This window comes from Moraxella bovis (genome assembly GCF_002014975.1).
Lineage (GTDB): Bacteria > Pseudomonadota > Gammaproteobacteria > Pseudomonadales > Moraxellaceae > Moraxella > Moraxella bovis.
The window spans coordinates 1-16,378 of the sequence record NZ_MUXV01000023.1 but is presented as its reverse complement, the minus strand read 5'-3'; the positions used below and the strand labels follow the sequence as shown (position 1 = coordinate 16,378).

The following is a 16,378-nucleotide window of genomic DNA, read 5'->3' as shown; positions in this document are numbered from 1 at the left end:
AAAGTTTGATAAAATTTATTAATGATTGTTTGATTGACTGACGTCATTTTCCATAACACGATTATCCACGCCAATGATTAAATTCCCCGTAATGTTCTTGATGTTTGTTTTGGGCATGAGCCACACGGCAATGGCTCATGAATGTGTGATGCCCAAAGCCAGTGAAGAGTACGACAGTCGTGAGTGTATCTCGGACGGGCTAATCAAAGTCGCCCAAAACGGCAAATATGGCATGATGGATGATAGGGGGATTGTCATCGCACCACTCATGTTTGATGAGATGGGCGTATTCTATGATGGCGTGGCTCGGGTGCAGTACAAAGATAGATTTGGCTTTATCAATCATCAAGGACTACTGGTCGTGCCACTAAAATATGATGATGTGGGATTTTTTAAAAATGGCACGGTATTGGTTCGCAGGGATGATGAGTATTTTATGGTGGATGGGCAGGGTCAAAGGGTGCTAGATGAGACACCTGTCATGCCAATACCTGATACGGTCGATGTGCCTGCCGTGGATTTGGCTCATGAGTTGCTCTCTGGCGAGCCTGTGATACCAGAACCAAGCTACTAGGTTAATTTGGCAAGTGGTAAATTTTGGTCGCAATTTTGCCCGTTTTGGGCTATAATGGCCGTCTTTGTATGATGAATACAAAAGCATTATTTAAATTCAATAAACGTTTGTAAGGTGTGTTATGGAACCTATGGTGGTGATTGCGTCCGAAGTGGCGAAAAAAGTCGGTCATGAGATTTTAAAGGCTCATGAGAACCGTCATCGTATTGATTTGGGTGTTGAGTCCAAGGGGCTTGATGGCTTGGTAACGAAGATTGACCGTTATGCCGAAGAGCTGACCATTTCTTTGTTAAAAGAAAGCTATCCTAAGCACTCATTTTTGGGTGAAGAGTTTGGCTTACAAGAAGGTAAGGGGGCGGATGCTGATTGGTGCTTTGTCATTGACCCACTAGATGGTACGCAGAACTTCGTGCATGGCGTACCGCATTTTTGTGTGTCTATCGGCATTCAGCACAAAGGCGTGACCGAACATGGCGTGGTCTATGACCCTGTGCGTGATGAGTTGTTTACTGCCAGTCGTGGACGTGGGGCGAGATTGAACCAACGTCGTCTGTCGGTCTTAGAGCGTACCACGATAGCGGGCGGACTGTTCACCACAGGACATCCTTATGAACGCATGACGGGCGAGACTCGCACGAGCTTTATCCGTCAGCACTTTGCCAGTTTGGCGGTGATTTGTGAGCAGGGCGGGCAGGTTCGTCGTACAGGTTCGGCGGCACTGGATTTGTGCTATGTGGCGGCAGGGCGTTTTGATGGCTATTTTGAGATGAGTATCAAGCCGTGGGACGTGTGTGCAGGCGAGCTGATTGCCAGTGAAGCTAGAGCGGTGGTGGTTGACCACAAAGGGGCAAACAATGCCATGCGTACAGGTTCGGTCTTTGCTTGTAATGCCAAACTACTAAAACCACTCATGCAAGCGGTCATCCCGACATGGGAAAATGCATTGGCGTGATAAGATATTGATATTGTATTTAAAAATCAAAACCACCAAACAAGGCGTTTGGTGGTTTTTTGATGGGGCTGTGCGTGCCTGTCCCAAACTGATAAATATTATTTAACCAATTCAATCACGCCTTGGGCTTCATAATTAAGACGACTTTCACCGCCTTCATAGCTTTGAATGGTGGCGGAGTTGTCTTTTGCTTCAGCGACAGCATAACCCATCATGGGACTGACAATAAAACGACCGCCAGCATTGTTTAAGTCCACTTTTATGATTCTATAATCGCTCGCCCCAAAGGCGGTGCTGATGGTTTTGGCTTCATCGGTGAATTTTTGGATGGTTTGGGCTTTGAGTTCATTCTCTACTGTCTTTTGGGTGGCTTCGGATACACCAAAGTCAAGACTGCCAAGTGTCATAAAGCTTTGTAGCTCAGCGATGAGCTCACTGGCTTCTTCGAAGTTTTGGCTTTGGATGTTGATTGATGATGAACCTGTAAAGCCATTGATTTTGCCTTTGTTGTCATAGCGTGGGTAGGTGTGATGGCGACCTGTGGTGACTTTGACATTGGGGTATTTTTGGGCGATGGCTAGGGCTTTGTTGGCGTTGGTGTTTAGGGTATTTGCCAACGTTTTGGCATTGGCGTTGTCCGCTGATTTGGTGAGTGTGGCAGTCAGCTCATCGTTGGCGATGGTTTTGGCGGTCTCGACATTAAAGCTGATTTGGTTGTAGCTTTGGGCGTGAGCGTGAGTGCCTGCTAATGCCAAACTAAGCAGTAAGGGTATTGTTGATGCACGCATGAATTACTCCGTGATAGAATATAACAAAAACTAAATTATTGTAATACAATTTATTCTTGATTGTTGTGCTAATTTGTATCTGATTATTGCTTTAATGTAGGGCGTGCCTGCCCTTTATAACGCAATTTAAAATTTAGAAAATGTTGTAGCAGTACAACGGTGTTTTTGCATGAAAAATGGCTAAATCTTGTGGCTCGAAGTTAAAATCCTTGTTGATATTCCAATATCAACGGCGGACTTTTCCTTGAAAAACGTGCGATTTTTCTCATTTTTCATTGCAAATACAAAAGGCAGGCACGCCCTAACAAATAGCATGGATTTATTTTTTAAAATTATTTGTGAGGTTTGAGTGCTTTTAAATTGATAAAATTTAAAAAAATTTTCTTGCATTTTTAAAAAAATCATGTATAATTACTCTCGGCTTCATCGGTAGCTTCGCAACTTTGATTTATGAACCCCGCCAGGACCGGAAGGTAGCAACGGTAATAATCCCAAAGTGTGCCGAAGGTGTGCTGATGAAGTCATTTTTTGCCTAAAATTTGGCAATTCTCTTTTTGTAATCTATACTCCAATCCCAACTTAAAATCGCAACCTATTGATTATTAGTTAATTATTTTGTAAGTTGTTAGGGGGTGAATTGCAATTCACCCTTGATAAATCAAGCACTCATATAAAGTTGAGAATGGGGTAATCTATCCTGATACCATTTCTTTGGCACATTCCTGCGTACAATCTTCACCAATTATTTTTAAATTTCTCAATGTCCCGACGTTGTTTTTTGTCGGGTTTGGTAGATGGTCTGGCAAGGTTTTGTAATTTGCGTTGCTCGGCAAAAAACTCTCGGGTGGCAATGCTCTCGTCCGTCTCATCGTATAGCGTTTGGGCGATGGTAGCACTGCCCCGATTGTCAGATAAGGCTTTGATGATGATGGTTTTTTGTTCTTGGACGTTGGCATGACCTTGGCGAATGGTTAGGGTGTCGCCCACTTGTAGCTCTTTGCTCGTTTTGATTTTTTGACCATTCATGTGGACTTTTCCGCCTTCTATCGCTTCTTTGGCAAGGGTGCGAGTGCGAAAAAATCGTGCCGCCCACAGCCATTTGTCGGCACGGACTTTATTTAGGGTTTGGGGTTCTTGATTGTTTTGGTTTTTCATGGGGTGTCCAGTATTTTTATAACATCAAAGGTCTCAAACAACAACCACATTTTATCATCAAATATCCCAAACCGCTCAAAAAATTCTTGATGAGCCGTCCGCCAAAAATCAAGCGACAAATCGCCTTCGCCTTCTGGACGTGCCAACTTTTCATCAACATCACAAAAGCGAATGATGAATTGGGCGGTGTTTTAGATAACACAGCGGGGCGGTTTTGTCCGTCTGTGATGACTTGCAGGTTACCAACGGGGTAAGCTGGCTCGTCCAAATCCCAATGCAGAGCGGTGCAAGTGGCTCGCTTTTTGCCGTCTAGGACAAGCCCTACAAGTTCGTCCGCCATTTGGGGCTGTCGCCAAATGACCAATGGGGCAGGGTGGTAATGTTTAAATTGTCGGTGCCGATATCGCCAAATTTGTCAAACATAGGTGCTTCGAATTTAAAAAATTGCCATTAGGACAACCCAATGGCAATCTTGAATTTATCAATTACATTTTCTCAACCGTCTTAATGCCGAGTAAATCCAAGCCTGTTTTTAAAGTCTTGGCGGTCAAATCCGCCAGTTGCAGACGGCTGTTTTTGGTGTCGTCATCTGCTGAGAGTATCGGGCAGGCTTCATAAAACGATGAAAAAATCCCAGCCAATTCATACAGATAGCCACACAACACATGGGGCGTACCGTCTTTGGCGACTTGGCGTAGGGCTTCTTCAAATTGCAATAATTTGACCACCAATGCTCGCTCTTTGTCGTCCGTGATGACAATCTCGCCTGTTAGTGTGTCAGGATTTACCCCTGCTTTGGCAAAAATAGAACGCACACGGGTGTAAGCGTACTGCATATAAGGGGCGGTGTTGCCTTCAAAGTTGAGCATACTGTCCCAATCAAACACATAATCGGTCGTGCGGTGCTTGGATAGGTCGGCATATTTGACTGCCCCAATGGCAACCGCATCAATGAGTGCCGTCCGCTCATCGGCAGTTACGTCTGGGTTTTTGCTGTCTATCAAGACGGTGGCACGGGCAACCGCTTCATCAAGCAGGTCGGCAAGTTTGACCGTACCGCCTGTGCGAGTTTTGAATGGTTTGCCATCTTTGCCAAGCATCATGCCAAAATTGTGATGTTCTAATTTAAAGTTATCAGGCACAAATCCGCCAAGCCGTGCAATCGCCCACGCCTGTGCCATGTGCTGGGCTTGACGAGTGTCAGAATAGACAATGGCACGGTCAGCGTGCAAGGTGTGATAGCGGTAGCTTGCGGCGGCGATGTCGGTGGTGGTGTACAAAAATCCGCCGTCTTTTTTCTGAATGATGATACCAAGTGGCTCGCCTTCTTTGTTTTTAAATTCAGGCAGATATACCACGGTTGCCCCCTCATCTTCTACCGCCACGCCTTTGTCTTTTAGGGTTTTGACGATGTCAGGGAGCATGGGGTTGTATAGACTCTCGCCCATGATGTCTTTATCGGTTAGGGTTACGTTTAGGCGTTCGTAACTGGCTTGGTTTTGGCTCATGGTAATGGCAACAAGTTTTTGCCACATGGCGAGGCAATATTCATCGCCACTTTGGAGTTTGACCACATAGCCACGAGCTTTTTCGGCAAAGGCTTCATCGTTATCATAAGTTGCTTTGGCATCACGATAAAAGGCTTCTAGGTCAGATAATTCCATATCGGACGCATTTTCGTTTTGCATTTTTTCAAGGTAGGCGATGAGCATACCAAACTGCGTCCCCCAGTCGCCCACATGGTTGGCACGAATGACGGTGTCGCCCAAAAATTCAAGCACACGCACCGAGCTGTCGCCAATAATGGTAGAACGCAAATGTCCAACGTGCATTTCTTTGGCAACGTTTGGCGATGAATAGTCAATGACAACCGTCTCAGTGTGGTCGGACGTAATGCCCAAGCGGTCGGACGTGCGAGCGGTGTGGGCGGACTTGGCTAGAAAATCATTGTCAAGAAAGATGTTAATAAAGCCCGGCCCTGCGATTTCTAATTTTTCGGCAATGCCGTCCAAGGCTTGGCTATTTGCCAGTTCATCAAGCACTTTTTGGGCAAATTCTCGTGGGTTTGTGCCAAGTTTTTTGGCAACGCCCATCATGCCATTGGCTTGGTAATCGCCAAACTGGGGCTTGCCTGATTGCTTGATGACAGGGTCGGTGTCTTTGTCCGCCCCTGCGTTTATCATGGCGGTTTGTAGGTGGGTGTGAAGTAGGGATTGGATAGTCATGATAGCTCTTAAAAGTGATGTTAAAACTTAAAACGGGTTATTATACTAGAAATTTAGCGATTTGGGGAAAATCATCGCAAACCCTTTGGGCTAGTCTAGGCGTTTGCCTGTTTTGTCTATATAAAAAGTTTCGCCGTTTGGTATTACTAAGGTATTGCCATTTTCAAAACTTTGAACCATATCATAGATAGCAGGCATGACTATGTTTCCTGACTTATCTATAAAACCCCATTTGCCATTTTGTTTTACTCCTGCCAAACCGTCTGAAAAGCCCAAAATAAAATCGTATTGAATGGGAATAACCACTTTACCTGTTTTATCTATAAAACCATGTTTACCTTTTTGTTGTACTTTTGCCAAGCTCTTTGAAAAAGACCAAGCGATATCATATTCAAAGGGGATAACCACTTTTCCTGTTTTATCAATAAATCCAAACTTGCCATTCTGCTCTACATTTGACAATCCTTCTGAAAAATGCCGAGCATAATCATATTCAATGGTAATAACCACTTTGCCTGTCCTATCAACATAGCCATATTTGCCATTTTGTTTTACCAGTGCCAAATCTTCTGAAAAAACTCCAAACTTCATCATATCGAACAGGAACAATCACCTTGCCTGTTGTATCTAAAAAAACCGTATTTGCCATCTTGTTGTACTCTTATAGAGTCATTTAAAAAACTCCAAATGTCATCATATTGCACAGGGGCGACAATCCTGCCTATGTTATCAAGCAAGCCGTATTTATCATTTTGTTTTACGAGTACCAAGTCGCCTACTAGAAAGTTCTCCATGTCATCATAATAAATAGGAACAACTACCATACCTGTTTTATCAATATACCCCCATTTGCCTTCTTGTTTTACTCTTGCCAGTCCTTCTGCAAAATCCCAAGTCAAATCATATTGAACGGGAATGACGATTTCACCTGTTTTGTCAATAAAGCCATATTTGCTGTTCTTTTGTACAACCGCCAAGTCTTCTGATAAACAACCCACATAATCATATCCTGCCACTTGCGGTCTTTCACACGCTAAAGCGGATAAGGGTAGGGACAAAGCTATAATAAGGGGGTTTAAAAATTTTTTCATGATTTATCCTTGTAGTCAATGCGTTTGCCTGTTTTGTCTATATAAAAAGTTTCGCCATTTAACGAGACTTTGGCTTTACCGTTTTCAAATCCCCAAGAAGCGTAGTCATATTGAAAAGGTATGGCTATTTTACCTGTTTTATCAATAAAGCCATATTTGTTATCTAATTCTACAACAGCCAAATCATCAACAAAAAGAACAGCGCTCTGATATTTAAAGGGGATAATCACTTTGCCTGTTTTATCAATAAAACCCCATTTGTCATTTTGCTCTACACCTGCCAAACCCTCTGAAAAATGCCAAGCATCATCATATTGAATAGGAATAACGATTTTGTTCGTTTTATCAATAAAGCCATATTTATTATTTTGTTCTACGATTGCTAAGCCTTCTGAAAAATTGCCGACAAAATCATATTGAGCAAGGATAATAATTTTACCTGTTTTATCAACAACACCTTGTTTGCCCTGTTGCCATACTGTCGCCAAACCACCCTGCAAGCAACCAACATCATACCCTATTACCTGTGGTCTTTCACACGCCAAAGCGGATAAGGGTAAAAGGGATAGGGCGATGATAAGGGGGTTTAGAAGTTTTTTCATGGTTATCGCCAATTAAGATAAGTTAGGAAAAATAAGAGAAATTCTCCCTATCTTAGCGGATTTTGGATATAGAGACAAGCCAAAATGTACCCACAAAAAACCCTGCCAGTGGACAGGGTTTTGGGGTTCTTTAAGGCTTCTTTTTTAATCAGCTTCTGAGCGCCTGCTCGCCTGCCTTTACCACCACGCTCGGCTTTAAAGGCATGAGCGGGGCGACTAGGGCGACTTTTAGGACTTCATCAATGGTCTCAACCGATTGAATGGTCAAGCCTTCTTTGACGTTGTCAGGAATGTCGGCAAGGTCAGGTTCGTTGGACTTGGGGACAAGCACATGCTTGATACCGCCACGATGAGCGGCGAGCAGTTTTTCTTTGAGACCGCCGATTTTTAGCACTTTGCCACGCAAAGTAACTTCGCCTGTCATGGCGATGTCGGCACGAATGGCAATGCCTGTAAAGGCGGATACCAAAGCGGTGGTCAGAGCGATACCTGCGGACGGACCGTCTTTGGGCGTGGCACCTTCGGGCATATGCACATGAATGTCGGTGTCTTTGAACTTATCATAGCTGATACCAAAGCGTTCGCCCCCAGCTCGCACCACACTCATGGCGGCACGGATAGACTCTTTCATGACATCGCCAAGCGACCCTGTAAAGACAAGCTCGCCCTTGCCCTGCATGGTGGCGGTCTCAATGGTGAGTAGCTCACCGCCCACCGAAGTCCACGCAAGTCCTGTAATCCGCCCAATCTCAGGTTCTTTTTCTGCCAAACCAAAGTCAAAGGGTTTAACACCCAAATAATCAGCAATGTTGTCGTCCGTTACCGATAACGGCTCAATTTTCGTGCTTTTTTTGGGTTTGATGCCATAAGTCTCAACCTGCGAACGCACCGCTTTACGGCTGATTTTGTTAATTTCACGCTCCAAGTTACGCACGCCTGCTTCACGGGTATAGTGGCGGATAATGCTAAGAATGGCATCATCGGTAATGTCCAGCTCATCTTTACCAAGCCCGTTTTGTTCTAGGGCTTTGGGGGTGAGATAGTTGTGAGCGATGTTCATTTTTTCGTCTTCGGTGTATCCAGGCAGACGAATGACTTCCATGCGGTCAAGCAAGGCTGGCGGTATGTTCATGCTGTTAGCGGTGCAGATAAACATGACCTCGGACAAATCCAAATCTAAGTCAAGATAATGGTCGTTAAAGCTGTTGTTTTGCGACGGATCAAGCACTTCTAGTAAGGCAGACGCAGGGTCGCCACGATAGTCCTGTGCCATTTTGTCAATTTCATCAAGCAAAAATAGCGGATTTTTGACTTCTACTTTTGCCAAGGACTGTACGATTTTGCCCGGCATCGCTCCGATATAGGTGCGTCTATGCCCACGAATCTCAGCTTCATCACGCACACCGCCCAACGCCATACGCACAAACTTACGCCCTGTGGCACGAGCGATACTCTCGCCAAGCGACGTTTTACCAACCCCCGGGGGACCTACTAGACATAGGATAGGACCTCGCAGTTTTTTGACACGAGACTGCACGGCTAGGTACTCAACAATGCGGTCTTTGACATCATCTAGCCCATAGTGGTCTTTGTCAAGGGTTTTTTTGGCTTTGGCAAGGTCAATAGATACCTTGCTTGCCTTTTTCCATGGGGTATCTAGTATCCACTCCACATAGCCACGCACCACAGACGCCTCCGATGAGCTTGGGGGCATTTGCTTTAACTTTTTAAATTCGGTTTCTGCCTTTTTGCGGACATCATCAGGTAGGTCGGCTTCTTTTAGGCGTTTTTCAAGTTCGCCATCTTCTTCGTCCGCCCCGTCATTTAAATCGGACAGCTCGGATTTAATCGCTTTCATTTTTTCATTTAAAAAATACTCACGATGATTATTTTCCATTTGCTTACGCACGGTTTCTTGGAGTTCATTTTCAAGCGACTGCTCGGCATGATTGCTCACAAAAAACTCGGTCAGCGTGTGGTAATAATCCATGATGTCGCCATCTTCAAGCAATGTTTGTTTCTTGTCAAGGGGCATGGATACCCGAGTGGCGATAAAGTACATGAGTTCGGTCAAGTCGCTAATCTTGCCTGCCACACGGGTAATCTCACGCCCGTTGCGTAGGTTCTCTTCGGCAAAACTGGCAAAAAAATCCATCAATACCTTTTTGTGAGCGTCTTTGTCATCATCGCCGAGCGTGTCGGTAACAGGCTGTTCATGAAATACCGCCACAAAAGCGTTGTACGTCTCATCAATATCAACGCCTGCCACTTCGGCACGAGTCTGTCCTTCGATGAGTACCTTTAGGCAGTTTTCGTCAGCGTCGTGGGGCATGGTGCTAATGACTCTGCACACCGTGCCAAAGCGGTAGAGATTGTCGGTGTTAATCTCTTCTGACAGCGAGTCTTTTTGTGAGACCACAAGCAGATGACCATCAAAGCTCTCATTGGCAAGCTGTATGGCGTTAATGGACTGCTCACGTCCCACAAATAGGGCGATTTGCATGTGCGGATAGACCACGACATCACGCACGGCAAGTAGGGGCAAGGTTTGGTTATCAGACATGATAAACTCCAAATAAATTCTTATAATAATAAATTCTTATAATGTCAGCCTGTTATGGTGGCGGGCGTGGCAAATTGCAAGGCAGTGCGATGATTTTATGAAAAATTGGTTATCTTTTCGCCAAAATATGCAAATACCGCCCCATTTGCCAAAAAGGGTGGGTTTGGGAATAGTTAAGCTCCATTGCCACGACATCATCAGGGTTGTTGTGTCCACCACGTTTTAAGGGAGCGTAGTCAGAAAACACTCGTATCCCCGACTGGCAAAGGGTGGTATATCCCCCATCATCAAGCCATGATTTGACCGTGTCATAAGCGACAGGATTGTTTGGGGTTAGGCTTTTATTGTCGGCAGGCTTGGGGCGTGCTAATTGATAAAAATTACCCATAATAAGGTTGCGATAAACCATGCTGGCAGGGTTATAAAAGCACAACGACAAATAGCCATCATCGGCTAAAAATTCATCAAAAAACACCATGATTTTGGCAGGTTCGCCAAGCCATTCTAGGACGGCATGGCATAAGATTAGGTCAAATGTTTGTCCCTTTAAAAGGCTTGCGAGTTTTTGATAAGGAGCCACGATAAATCGGGGTGAAACGTTCAGCTTACAAGCGGTGGTTTGGGCCTTTTGTATCATCTCATCGGAGATGTCACTGATGATGACTTCATGACGGGTGGCAAGGTTTAGGCTGATTTGGGCAAGTCCTGCTCCCACGTCCAACACCCGAAGCGGACGGTTGGGTAAATGCTCGGACAAATCTCGCTCTAACACGGCAAGGCGGATTTGACCTTTTAGACCGCCATAGACTTTTTTGGCAAAATGGTCGGCAATGTCATTAAAATTACGGTCATTAAAATGAGCGTGGGGGATAGGCTGATTCATGATAAAAAATAATTTGGCAAATGGGTTTGGCGTGGTATAATGGCTACGTTTTGCCTTGATGATACCGCCTTGTTGGGCGTCATTGTATCAAGTGGCGACCGCTTTTTAAAGTTATTTTATAAGTAAATTTTAAATCAAATTTGAGATAAGCCATGAAAACTTTTAACCATTTAGCCTGTGTGTCTGCCGTTGCCCTTGCATTGACTGGCATGGTCGGTTGCACCAAAAAAGACAGTCCCGAGCCACAAGCTGAGGCAGAGATTGAGGTTGCAACCCCCGAAGTGGTCGACCATCCTGCCGTGGTCTGTGATGATGTCAGCCTAAAAAACCGTGTCGTCAGCCTTGTGCGTGATGAGCTCTACACCGCGTCTGTGCGTGGACTGGGCAATGGGGCGAGCGATGAGCTGTCATTGCAGTTAAAGGCACGCCTGTCGGGGCTAGACATTGATTTGCAAAACGTCAGCGAAGACAGTGGTGAGTGCCGTGGACAGCTTCATATTGTTCTGCCTAACGAAGAGATTGCCTTTGCCAATAAGACGTTTAGCGGGGCAGGCGTGGCAAGCCTAGAAGAACAAGCCATCGAAAAAGACGTGAGTCTCATGGGTGGCAATCGTCTGGTGGGAGATTTTGTCTTCCAAGCGGACGGTGAGGCACTTGTCATTGATAACAATACACCTGTCATCGCACTAGCGTCTGAAACCATGGCGACAGCGGTGCGTTCGATGAATCGCCAAAACCAAGCCAATGCCAAACGTGAAACTGCCCAAATTGGCAAATCATCAAGCGACATCGTGCCTGCCCCAACGGTACAAATCCGCCCTGTGGAATTGCCATCAGTGCCTGAACCTACCCAGACACTAAGACCTGAGGAGGTGATTTTACAGCCTGAGGATGTCCCAAGTGGCACACCACAAAATACCGAGCCAAAGCCAGAGCCTAAACCTGAACCAAAGTCCGAACCAAAATCTGAGACCAAGCCAAAAGCGGATACGCAAGCTCAAACAGAGTCCAAGCCAACAGCCGAACCCAAACCCGAACCTAAGGCAGAAAAGCCTGCCAGTAACGAGATTACCATCGTTGAGACGGATGAGACTTACTAATCTTTTGTGGCAAGATGAAAAACGGCAAGATACCCCAAAGTGATTTGGGGTATTTTTTTATGGTGCTTTTTAAAGTCAAAATTTATCCATTGTCCTAATAATACTCATCAATGTCAAGGATGAGCATGCTTGATGAGTTTGCCTGTGGTGTCATAAAAATAAAACCCCATCTTTTTTAATGGCTTTGATGTATTGTGGGTCATCATCCATGTCAAGGTCAGATGTAAGACCCGTCAAAAATGGATAAATGCCGTCATATTCAAAAGGCAATATCACGTTGCCAGTGGTGTCTATTAGCCCCACTTGACCGCTTGATTTATAAAAATCAGGAGCGATGATAAAAAAATCCTTACCTTGAAATGTATTGATGTCATCCCTAAAAATCTCATGCTCATCAGGGTAGGTTAGTTCAAAAATTTTTTCGCCTTGACTGTTGTACAAATAAGACGTGTTGTCCATCACCGCATTAAAAAACATATCGCCACTGTCGCTTTTAAGCATATAAATGACGTTGTATTTAAAATCAATCACGGTTTTGTTATTTAAATTGATGATGCCATATTTGCCATTTTTATATAAACCTGAAAACCCTTGATAAAACATGACTAGGTTGTCATACATGGGTGTGATGATTTCATGACCGTGTGCGTCTATCACGCCATACAGCCCGTCTTTTTCGACAGTAAATACACCATCATGCCCATCGATGATGTTATCATAATGCCCAAACGGCACAACCATTCTGCCTTTGGTATCAACCAAGGCGTATCGCATTCTCTCATCAATGATGGTTGCAGTATCAGACTCATCGCTTGCCTTTAACTTATCTAAGCCGTCAAGGTTCAAGGTGGTAATGACAAAAGACTGGGGGCTGACATCGGTGGCGATGGCTTGTAAGCTTTCGGGGATATGGATTTTGTGGTAAATATTATCTAGCAATAATTTGCCGTCTTTGTCTATCATGCCCAAAGGGTGGGGGCTTGACCAAAAGGGGTTTGGACATAATTACCGACCCGAGCAAGCCCTTGGTGATTTGGACATTCTACAAATTCAAAATCAGCAGAAGGCTTCATGCAGGCTTCTGTATTTTGCAGTAGCACATGGTCAAAATGTACGCCATATAACACAACGTCTCTGACATTATCCAAGGTCTTGGCATCGGATAAATCATTTGGGTTATAGACATTGACTGCCGATGCACACATGGCATAGACAAGTAATGCCAGTGGTAAATATCTCATGTGATCACCTTGGTTAATTTTTGGTAAATTATAGCACTTTCCTCCAAATTCTGCTATGATAAAGGCTTTTATTTACACCAGTTACCCAAAAGGCACACCATGAGCGATTTACACCTTTATAACACCCTATCGGCACAAAAAGAGCGGTTTGTTCCTATCCATGACGGCAAAGTGGGTATGTATGTCTGTGGCATGACGGTGTACGATTATTGTCATATCGGACACGCTCGGGTCATGGTGAGCTTTGATGTGATTTATCGTTGGTTGTCTCGTTATTTTGACGTGAACTACGTCCGCAACATCACCGACATTGACGACAAAATCATCAAACGAGCAGGCGAAAACGGCGAAACCATTGGCAAGCTGACCGAGCGTTTTATCAAAGCCATGCACGAAGATGCTGACCGTCTAGGGTGCTTGCGTCCGACCAGCGAACCCAAAGCGACCGACCACATTCCCCAGATGCTGGATATGATAAATACCTTGCAGTCCAAAGACTTAGCCTATCAAGGGGCAAGTGGCGATGTGTATTATAAGGTGGCAAATTTCCCCGACTATGGCAAACTCTCCAAACGCAAACTTGCCGACATGCAAGCAGGGGCAAGGGTGGAGACGGTGGACGACAAGGACAATCCGTTTGATTTTGTGCTGTGGAAATCCGCCAAACCGTCCGAACCGCATTGGCAAAGTCCGTGGGGCTTGGGTCGCCCTGGTTGGCACATTGAGTGCAGTGCGATGAGTACCTGCTGTTTGGGCGAGAGCTTTGACATTCATGGCGGTGGGCATGATTTGCAGTTTCCGCACCATGAAAACGAGATTGCCCAAAGCGAAGGGGCGACAGGCAAACCCTACGCCAACAACTGGCTACACGTTGGTTTTGTCAATGTGGACGGAGAAAAAATGAGCAAATCCTTAAACAACTTCTTTACCATTCGTGAAGTGTTGCAGGATTTTCATGCCGAGACCATTCGCTTTTTTATCCTATCTAGCCATTATCGCAGTCCGATTAACTTCTCAGATACCGCCCTAAAAGAAAGCCACACCGCCTTATCACGCCTATATCACGCCCTAAAACCGTTTGATGCGGTAGGCACGGACGAGACAGCGTGGGGAAGTGAGTACGGGCAAGCCTTTGTGCGTGCGATGAATGACGACTTTAACACCGCCCAAGCGGTCAGTATCTTGTTTGAGATTGCAGGCGAGATAAATAAAGCGGTCAAGGCGAACGACATGGCAGGCGGACAGCGATTTGCCGTGATATTAAAGACCCTAGCAAGCGTGCTAAATATCGCCCAAACCGCCCCCCAAACCTTTTTGCAAGCCCAAATTGGCGATGAGAGCATTTCTGAAAGCGAGATTTTGGCGATGATTGATAAACGCAAACAAGCCAAAGCCGATAAGGATTTTGCCCTTGCCGACCAAATCCGTGCCGAGCTAAAAGAAAAAGGCGTGGAGCTAGAAGACAGCAGGGCGGGGACGAGCTGGCGGAGAGTGTAAATAAAAAAAATTGAGCTATTTTTATGGCTCAATTTTTGTTTTTAGGATTAAAAAGAATATATCAAAGAGCTTTTAAATTACCCATAATCCGCAGGGGGAAAATTATTAAATTTAGGTTCTTTGGTTAATAAATAAAAGAGAATATCAATGAAACATCTATTTTGGTTATGTGGTATTAGTTTGGCTTTTGGCATGGTAAATGTGACAACTGCCGATGAGTTTGATGTGCCATGTGTCAAACCAACCACACAAATTCCCTTTACTTATCAAGAATGCCTAAATCAAAAAGGCGTGGCACGAGTGGGTAATGTGGTGCAAACGTCATTTGGTGATTTTCCTTATCCGTTTGGGCTGATTGACAAGACAGGCAAGCTCATTTTGCCTGCAATTTATCATGAGATTGATTTTCCTGATGATTGGGCGTATGACAGTTATACAGAGCCAAGTGATGCACTGATTGTGGTTGCACAAAGAGACAGTGGAGAGTCAATGTTTGGTAAGCTCGGTAGAGATGACACTTTTGGGCTTGTCAATGAAAAAGGCGAGTTTGTTGTGCCAATGGGGTTTTATGATGACATTGGCGGTTTTTCTGATGGTTTGTCAAGGGTGGAAAAGGACGGTGAATACGGTTATATAGATAGCCTTGCGAGTGTTGTCATTCCTGTTGTCTATGATTATGCTGGGTTGTATTTTACAGACGGCTTTGCAGGTGTAAAAGGGCAAGGTAAATATGGCATTATTGACAAACAAAACCGTCCCGTCATCGCTTTTGCTTATGACGATGCAGAAGTTTTGTCAGGGCGATTATTTGCCGTTGCCAAAGATAGGCAGTACGCCCTGATAAGTCCTGAAGGCAAATTTTTGTCCGATTATCAGTATGAGATGATAATGCCAACGCATTATGGCGATACTTATGTTGTACAGCAACAGGGTAAATATGGCTTAATCAATGAGCAAGCCGAAGTGCTAATAGCACCTAACTATGATTATGTTGGCGTGGATTTTGAGAAAACCTATGCCGATGATAATACGAATGATAAGATATATTTTAAAGCAGAGCTTGGCGATAGTACCGAGAGTTTTGCTATCACTTGTAAATAAATCATGACAAAACCCATGTATACATAAATCATTACCCATATCATCGCCTTATTATTGGCGGGTGGCAGTGCATTGTTGGCAAATGATGTGATGACATTTGGCGGATTGATGGTGCTGGGTATGATGATGTTTGTGATGACTGCTTATATTGTCTTTGCCAAAGAAGCCAAAAAAGTCGCTGACGGTATTTTTGCCGTGCTGTTTTTTGCCGTGCTGTTTTTTGCCGTGCTGTTTTTTGCCGTGCTGTTTTTTGTGGTGGGGTTTGGTGGTACTTTGTTTGCCTTTTTGTTTGGCTCTAACTGCTTTATCGATAACACTGGGATACAACGTTGTGTCATGCCAACAGGTCATATGTTGGTAGGATTTGTCGTTGCATTTATCGCCACGCCTTTGTCTTGGCGGTTTTACAAAACCAAACGCACTCAAAGAAGTGAGATGATATGGCTGTTGGCGATAGTGATCGGTTGGGCGGTGGGACTATTGATAAATGTGTTGGGGGTGTAATGGTTTATTGTTTAGTGATATTAACAGCTTTACGTCATTATTTATGGGTGATTTTAATAGATAAAACCAAATAATAAAAATTTTAATTTTCAATATCTATTT

Annotated in this window: 17 protein-coding genes and 1 other RNA gene; 7 read left to right on the top strand and 11 right to left on the bottom strand. The window is 44.5% G+C overall.

Going from position 1 to position 16,378, the window contains the following annotated elements; all coding sequences use genetic code 11:
• The first annotated feature begins 73 nt into the window (after window positions 1–73).
• Together B0182_RS06010 and B0182_RS06005 are read left to right on the top strand one after the other, a co-directional pair.
• On the top strand, window positions 74–574 hold the full coding sequence (locus B0182_RS06010; RefSeq protein ID WP_078274051.1) for a WG repeat-containing protein: 501 nt from the start codon (window positions 74–76) through the stop codon (window positions 572–574).
• 121 nt (window positions 575–695) lie between these two features.
• Complete coding sequence (locus B0182_RS06005) at window positions 696–1,526, top strand: inositol monophosphatase family protein (protein WP_078274050.1); 831 nt, start codon at window positions 696–698, stop codon at window positions 1,524–1,526.
• A gap of 98 nt (window positions 1,527–1,624) precedes the next feature.
• Here B0182_RS06005 and B0182_RS06000 read toward each other — a convergent pair whose 3' ends face one another.
• On the bottom strand, window positions 1,625–2,314 hold the full coding sequence (locus tag B0182_RS06000; protein ID WP_078274049.1) for an SIMPL domain-containing protein: 690 nt from the start codon (window positions 2,312–2,314) through the stop codon (window positions 1,625–1,627).
• 424 nt (window positions 2,315–2,738) lie between these two features.
• Here B0182_RS06000 and ffs point away from each other — a divergent pair.
• Window positions 2,739–2,835, top strand: an RNA gene (ffs, locus tag B0182_RS05990) — signal recognition particle sRNA small type.
• A gap of 214 nt (window positions 2,836–3,049) precedes the next feature.
• Here ffs and B0182_RS05985 read toward each other — a convergent pair.
• The 8 genes from B0182_RS05985 to B0182_RS05950 form a co-directional block, all read right to left on the bottom strand.
• Window positions 3,050–3,469 carry an RNA-binding S4 domain-containing protein gene (locus tag B0182_RS05985; RefSeq protein WP_078274047.1) on the bottom strand — a complete coding sequence of 140 codons (420 nt, stop codon included), beginning with the start codon at window positions 3,467–3,469 and terminating at the stop codon, window positions 3,050–3,052.
• The gene (locus B0182_RS15320; protein ID WP_421648796.1) at window positions 3,466–3,588 is read right to left on the bottom strand and encodes a hypothetical protein; all 123 of its coding nucleotides are present in this window, start codon (window positions 3,586–3,588) and stop codon (window positions 3,466–3,468) included. Before B0182_RS15320 ends, B0182_RS05985 begins: the two co-directional genes overlap by 4 nt.
• Window positions 3,589–3,954: 366 nt before the next feature.
• A complete protein-coding gene (gene argS, locus B0182_RS05975) occupies window positions 3,955–5,694 on the bottom strand; it encodes an arginine--tRNA ligase (protein WP_078274045.1) in 1,740 nt (579 codons plus the stop codon).
• A 90-nt stretch (window positions 5,695–5,784) separates the two neighbouring features.
• Window positions 5,785–6,285, bottom strand: a complete 501-nt coding sequence (locus B0182_RS05970; RefSeq protein ID WP_280522580.1) for a WG repeat-containing protein — start codon at window positions 6,283–6,285, stop codon at window positions 5,785–5,787.
• Window positions 6,285–6,785: a WG repeat-containing protein gene (locus B0182_RS05965; protein WP_078274043.1), complete on the bottom strand. Its 501-nt coding sequence runs from the start codon at window positions 6,783–6,785 to the stop codon at window positions 6,285–6,287. Before B0182_RS05965 ends, B0182_RS05970 begins: the two co-directional genes overlap by 1 nt.
• On the bottom strand, window positions 6,782–7,387 hold the full coding sequence (locus B0182_RS05960) for a WG repeat-containing protein (RefSeq protein WP_078274042.1): 606 nt from the start codon (window positions 7,385–7,387) through the stop codon (window positions 6,782–6,784). Before B0182_RS05960 ends, B0182_RS05965 begins: the two co-directional genes overlap by 4 nt.
• 148 nt (window positions 7,388–7,535) lie before the next feature.
• On the bottom strand, window positions 7,536–9,950 hold the full coding sequence (gene lon / locus B0182_RS05955) for an endopeptidase La (protein WP_078274041.1): 2,415 nt from the start codon (window positions 9,948–9,950) through the stop codon (window positions 7,536–7,538).
• A 109-nt stretch (window positions 9,951–10,059) separates the two neighbouring features.
• Entirely contained in the window at window positions 10,060–10,833 is a 774-nt protein-coding gene (locus tag B0182_RS05950; protein WP_078274040.1) for a methyltransferase domain-containing protein, read from the bottom strand.
• A 152-nt stretch (window positions 10,834–10,985) separates the two neighbouring features.
• Between B0182_RS05950 and B0182_RS05945 the strand changes: the two genes are divergently transcribed.
• The gene (locus B0182_RS05945; RefSeq protein ID WP_078274039.1) at window positions 10,986–11,933 is read left to right on the top strand and encodes a hypothetical protein; all 948 of its coding nucleotides are present in this window, start codon (window positions 10,986–10,988) and stop codon (window positions 11,931–11,933) included.
• A gap of 150 nt (window positions 11,934–12,083) precedes the next feature.
• Here the strand turns inward: B0182_RS05945 and B0182_RS05940 are convergent, their stop codons facing one another.
• Entirely contained in the window at window positions 12,084–12,896 is an 813-nt protein-coding gene (locus B0182_RS05940; protein ID WP_078274038.1) for a WG repeat-containing protein, read from the bottom strand.
• Entirely contained in the window at window positions 12,893–13,174 is a 282-nt protein-coding gene (locus B0182_RS05935) for a hypothetical protein (protein ID WP_078274037.1), read from the bottom strand. Before B0182_RS05935 ends, B0182_RS05940 begins: the two co-directional genes overlap by 4 nt.
• 99 nt (window positions 13,175–13,273) lie before the next feature.
• Between B0182_RS05935 and cysS the strand changes: the two genes are divergently transcribed.
• The 3 genes from cysS to B0182_RS05920 all read left to right on the top strand — a co-directional run bounded on the left by cysS (window position 13,274) and on the right by B0182_RS05920 (window position 16,276).
• Window positions 13,274–14,671, top strand: coding sequence for a cysteine--tRNA ligase (gene cysS, locus B0182_RS05930; protein ID WP_078274036.1), 1,398 nt, complete (start codon window positions 13,274–13,276; stop codon window positions 14,669–14,671).
• A 192-nt stretch (window positions 14,672–14,863) separates the two neighbouring features.
• Entirely contained in the window at window positions 14,864–15,772 is a 909-nt protein-coding gene (locus tag B0182_RS05925) for a WG repeat-containing protein (protein ID WP_158079644.1), read from the top strand.
• Between the two features lie 87 nt (window positions 15,773–15,859).
• On the top strand, window positions 15,860–16,276 hold the full coding sequence (locus tag B0182_RS05920; RefSeq protein ID WP_143821680.1) for a hypothetical protein: 417 nt from the start codon (window positions 15,860–15,862) through the stop codon (window positions 16,274–16,276).
• Window positions 16,277–16,378: the final 102 nt, after the last annotated feature.

Bases quoted from the DNA above. Each gene is read 5' to 3' on its own strand.
- B0182_RS06000 (WP_078274049.1), bottom strand. From the start codon at position 2,314: ATGCGTGCATCAACAATACCCTTACTGCTTAGTTTGGCATTAGCAGGC.
- B0182_RS05950 (WP_078274040.1), bottom strand. From the start codon at position 10,833: ATGAATCAGCCTATCCCCCACGCTCATTTTAATGACCGTAATTTTAAT.
- B0182_RS05960 (WP_078274042.1), bottom strand. From the start codon at position 7,387: ATGAAAAAACTTCTAAACCCCCTTATCATCGCCCTATCCCTTTTACCC.
- cysS (WP_078274036.1), top strand. From the start codon at position 13,274: ATGAGCGATTTACACCTTTATAACACCCTATCGGCACAAAAAGAGCGG.
- B0182_RS05985 (WP_078274047.1), bottom strand. From the start codon at position 3,469: ATGAAAAACCAAAACAATCAAGAACCCCAAACCCTAAATAAAGTCCGT.
- B0182_RS05935 (WP_078274037.1), bottom strand. From the start codon at position 13,174: ATGAGATATTTACCACTGGCATTACTTGTCTATGCCATGTGTGCATCG.
- lon (WP_078274041.1), bottom strand. From the start codon at position 9,950: ATGTCTGATAACCAAACCTTGCCCCTACTTGCCGTGCGTGATGTCGTG.
- B0182_RS05970 (WP_280522580.1), bottom strand. From the start codon at position 6,285: ATGAAGTTTGGAGTTTTTTCAGAAGATTTGGCACTGGTAAAACAAAAT.
- B0182_RS05965 (WP_078274043.1), bottom strand. From the start codon at position 6,785: ATGAAAAAATTTTTAAACCCCCTTATTATAGCTTTGTCCCTACCCTTA.
- B0182_RS05945 (WP_078274039.1), top strand. From the start codon at position 10,986: ATGAAAACTTTTAACCATTTAGCCTGTGTGTCTGCCGTTGCCCTTGCA.
- B0182_RS06005 (WP_078274050.1), top strand. From the start codon at position 696: ATGGAACCTATGGTGGTGATTGCGTCCGAAGTGGCGAAAAAAGTCGGT.
- argS (WP_078274045.1), bottom strand. From the start codon at position 5,694: ATGACTATCCAATCCCTACTTCACACCCACCTACAAACCGCCATGATA.
- B0182_RS05925 (WP_158079644.1), top strand. From the start codon at position 14,864: ATGGTAAATGTGACAACTGCCGATGAGTTTGATGTGCCATGTGTCAAA.
- B0182_RS06010 (WP_078274051.1), top strand. From the start codon at position 74: ATGATTAAATTCCCCGTAATGTTCTTGATGTTTGTTTTGGGCATGAGC.
- B0182_RS05940 (WP_078274038.1), bottom strand. From the start codon at position 12,896: ATGATAGACAAAGACGGCAAATTATTGCTAGATAATATTTACCACAAA.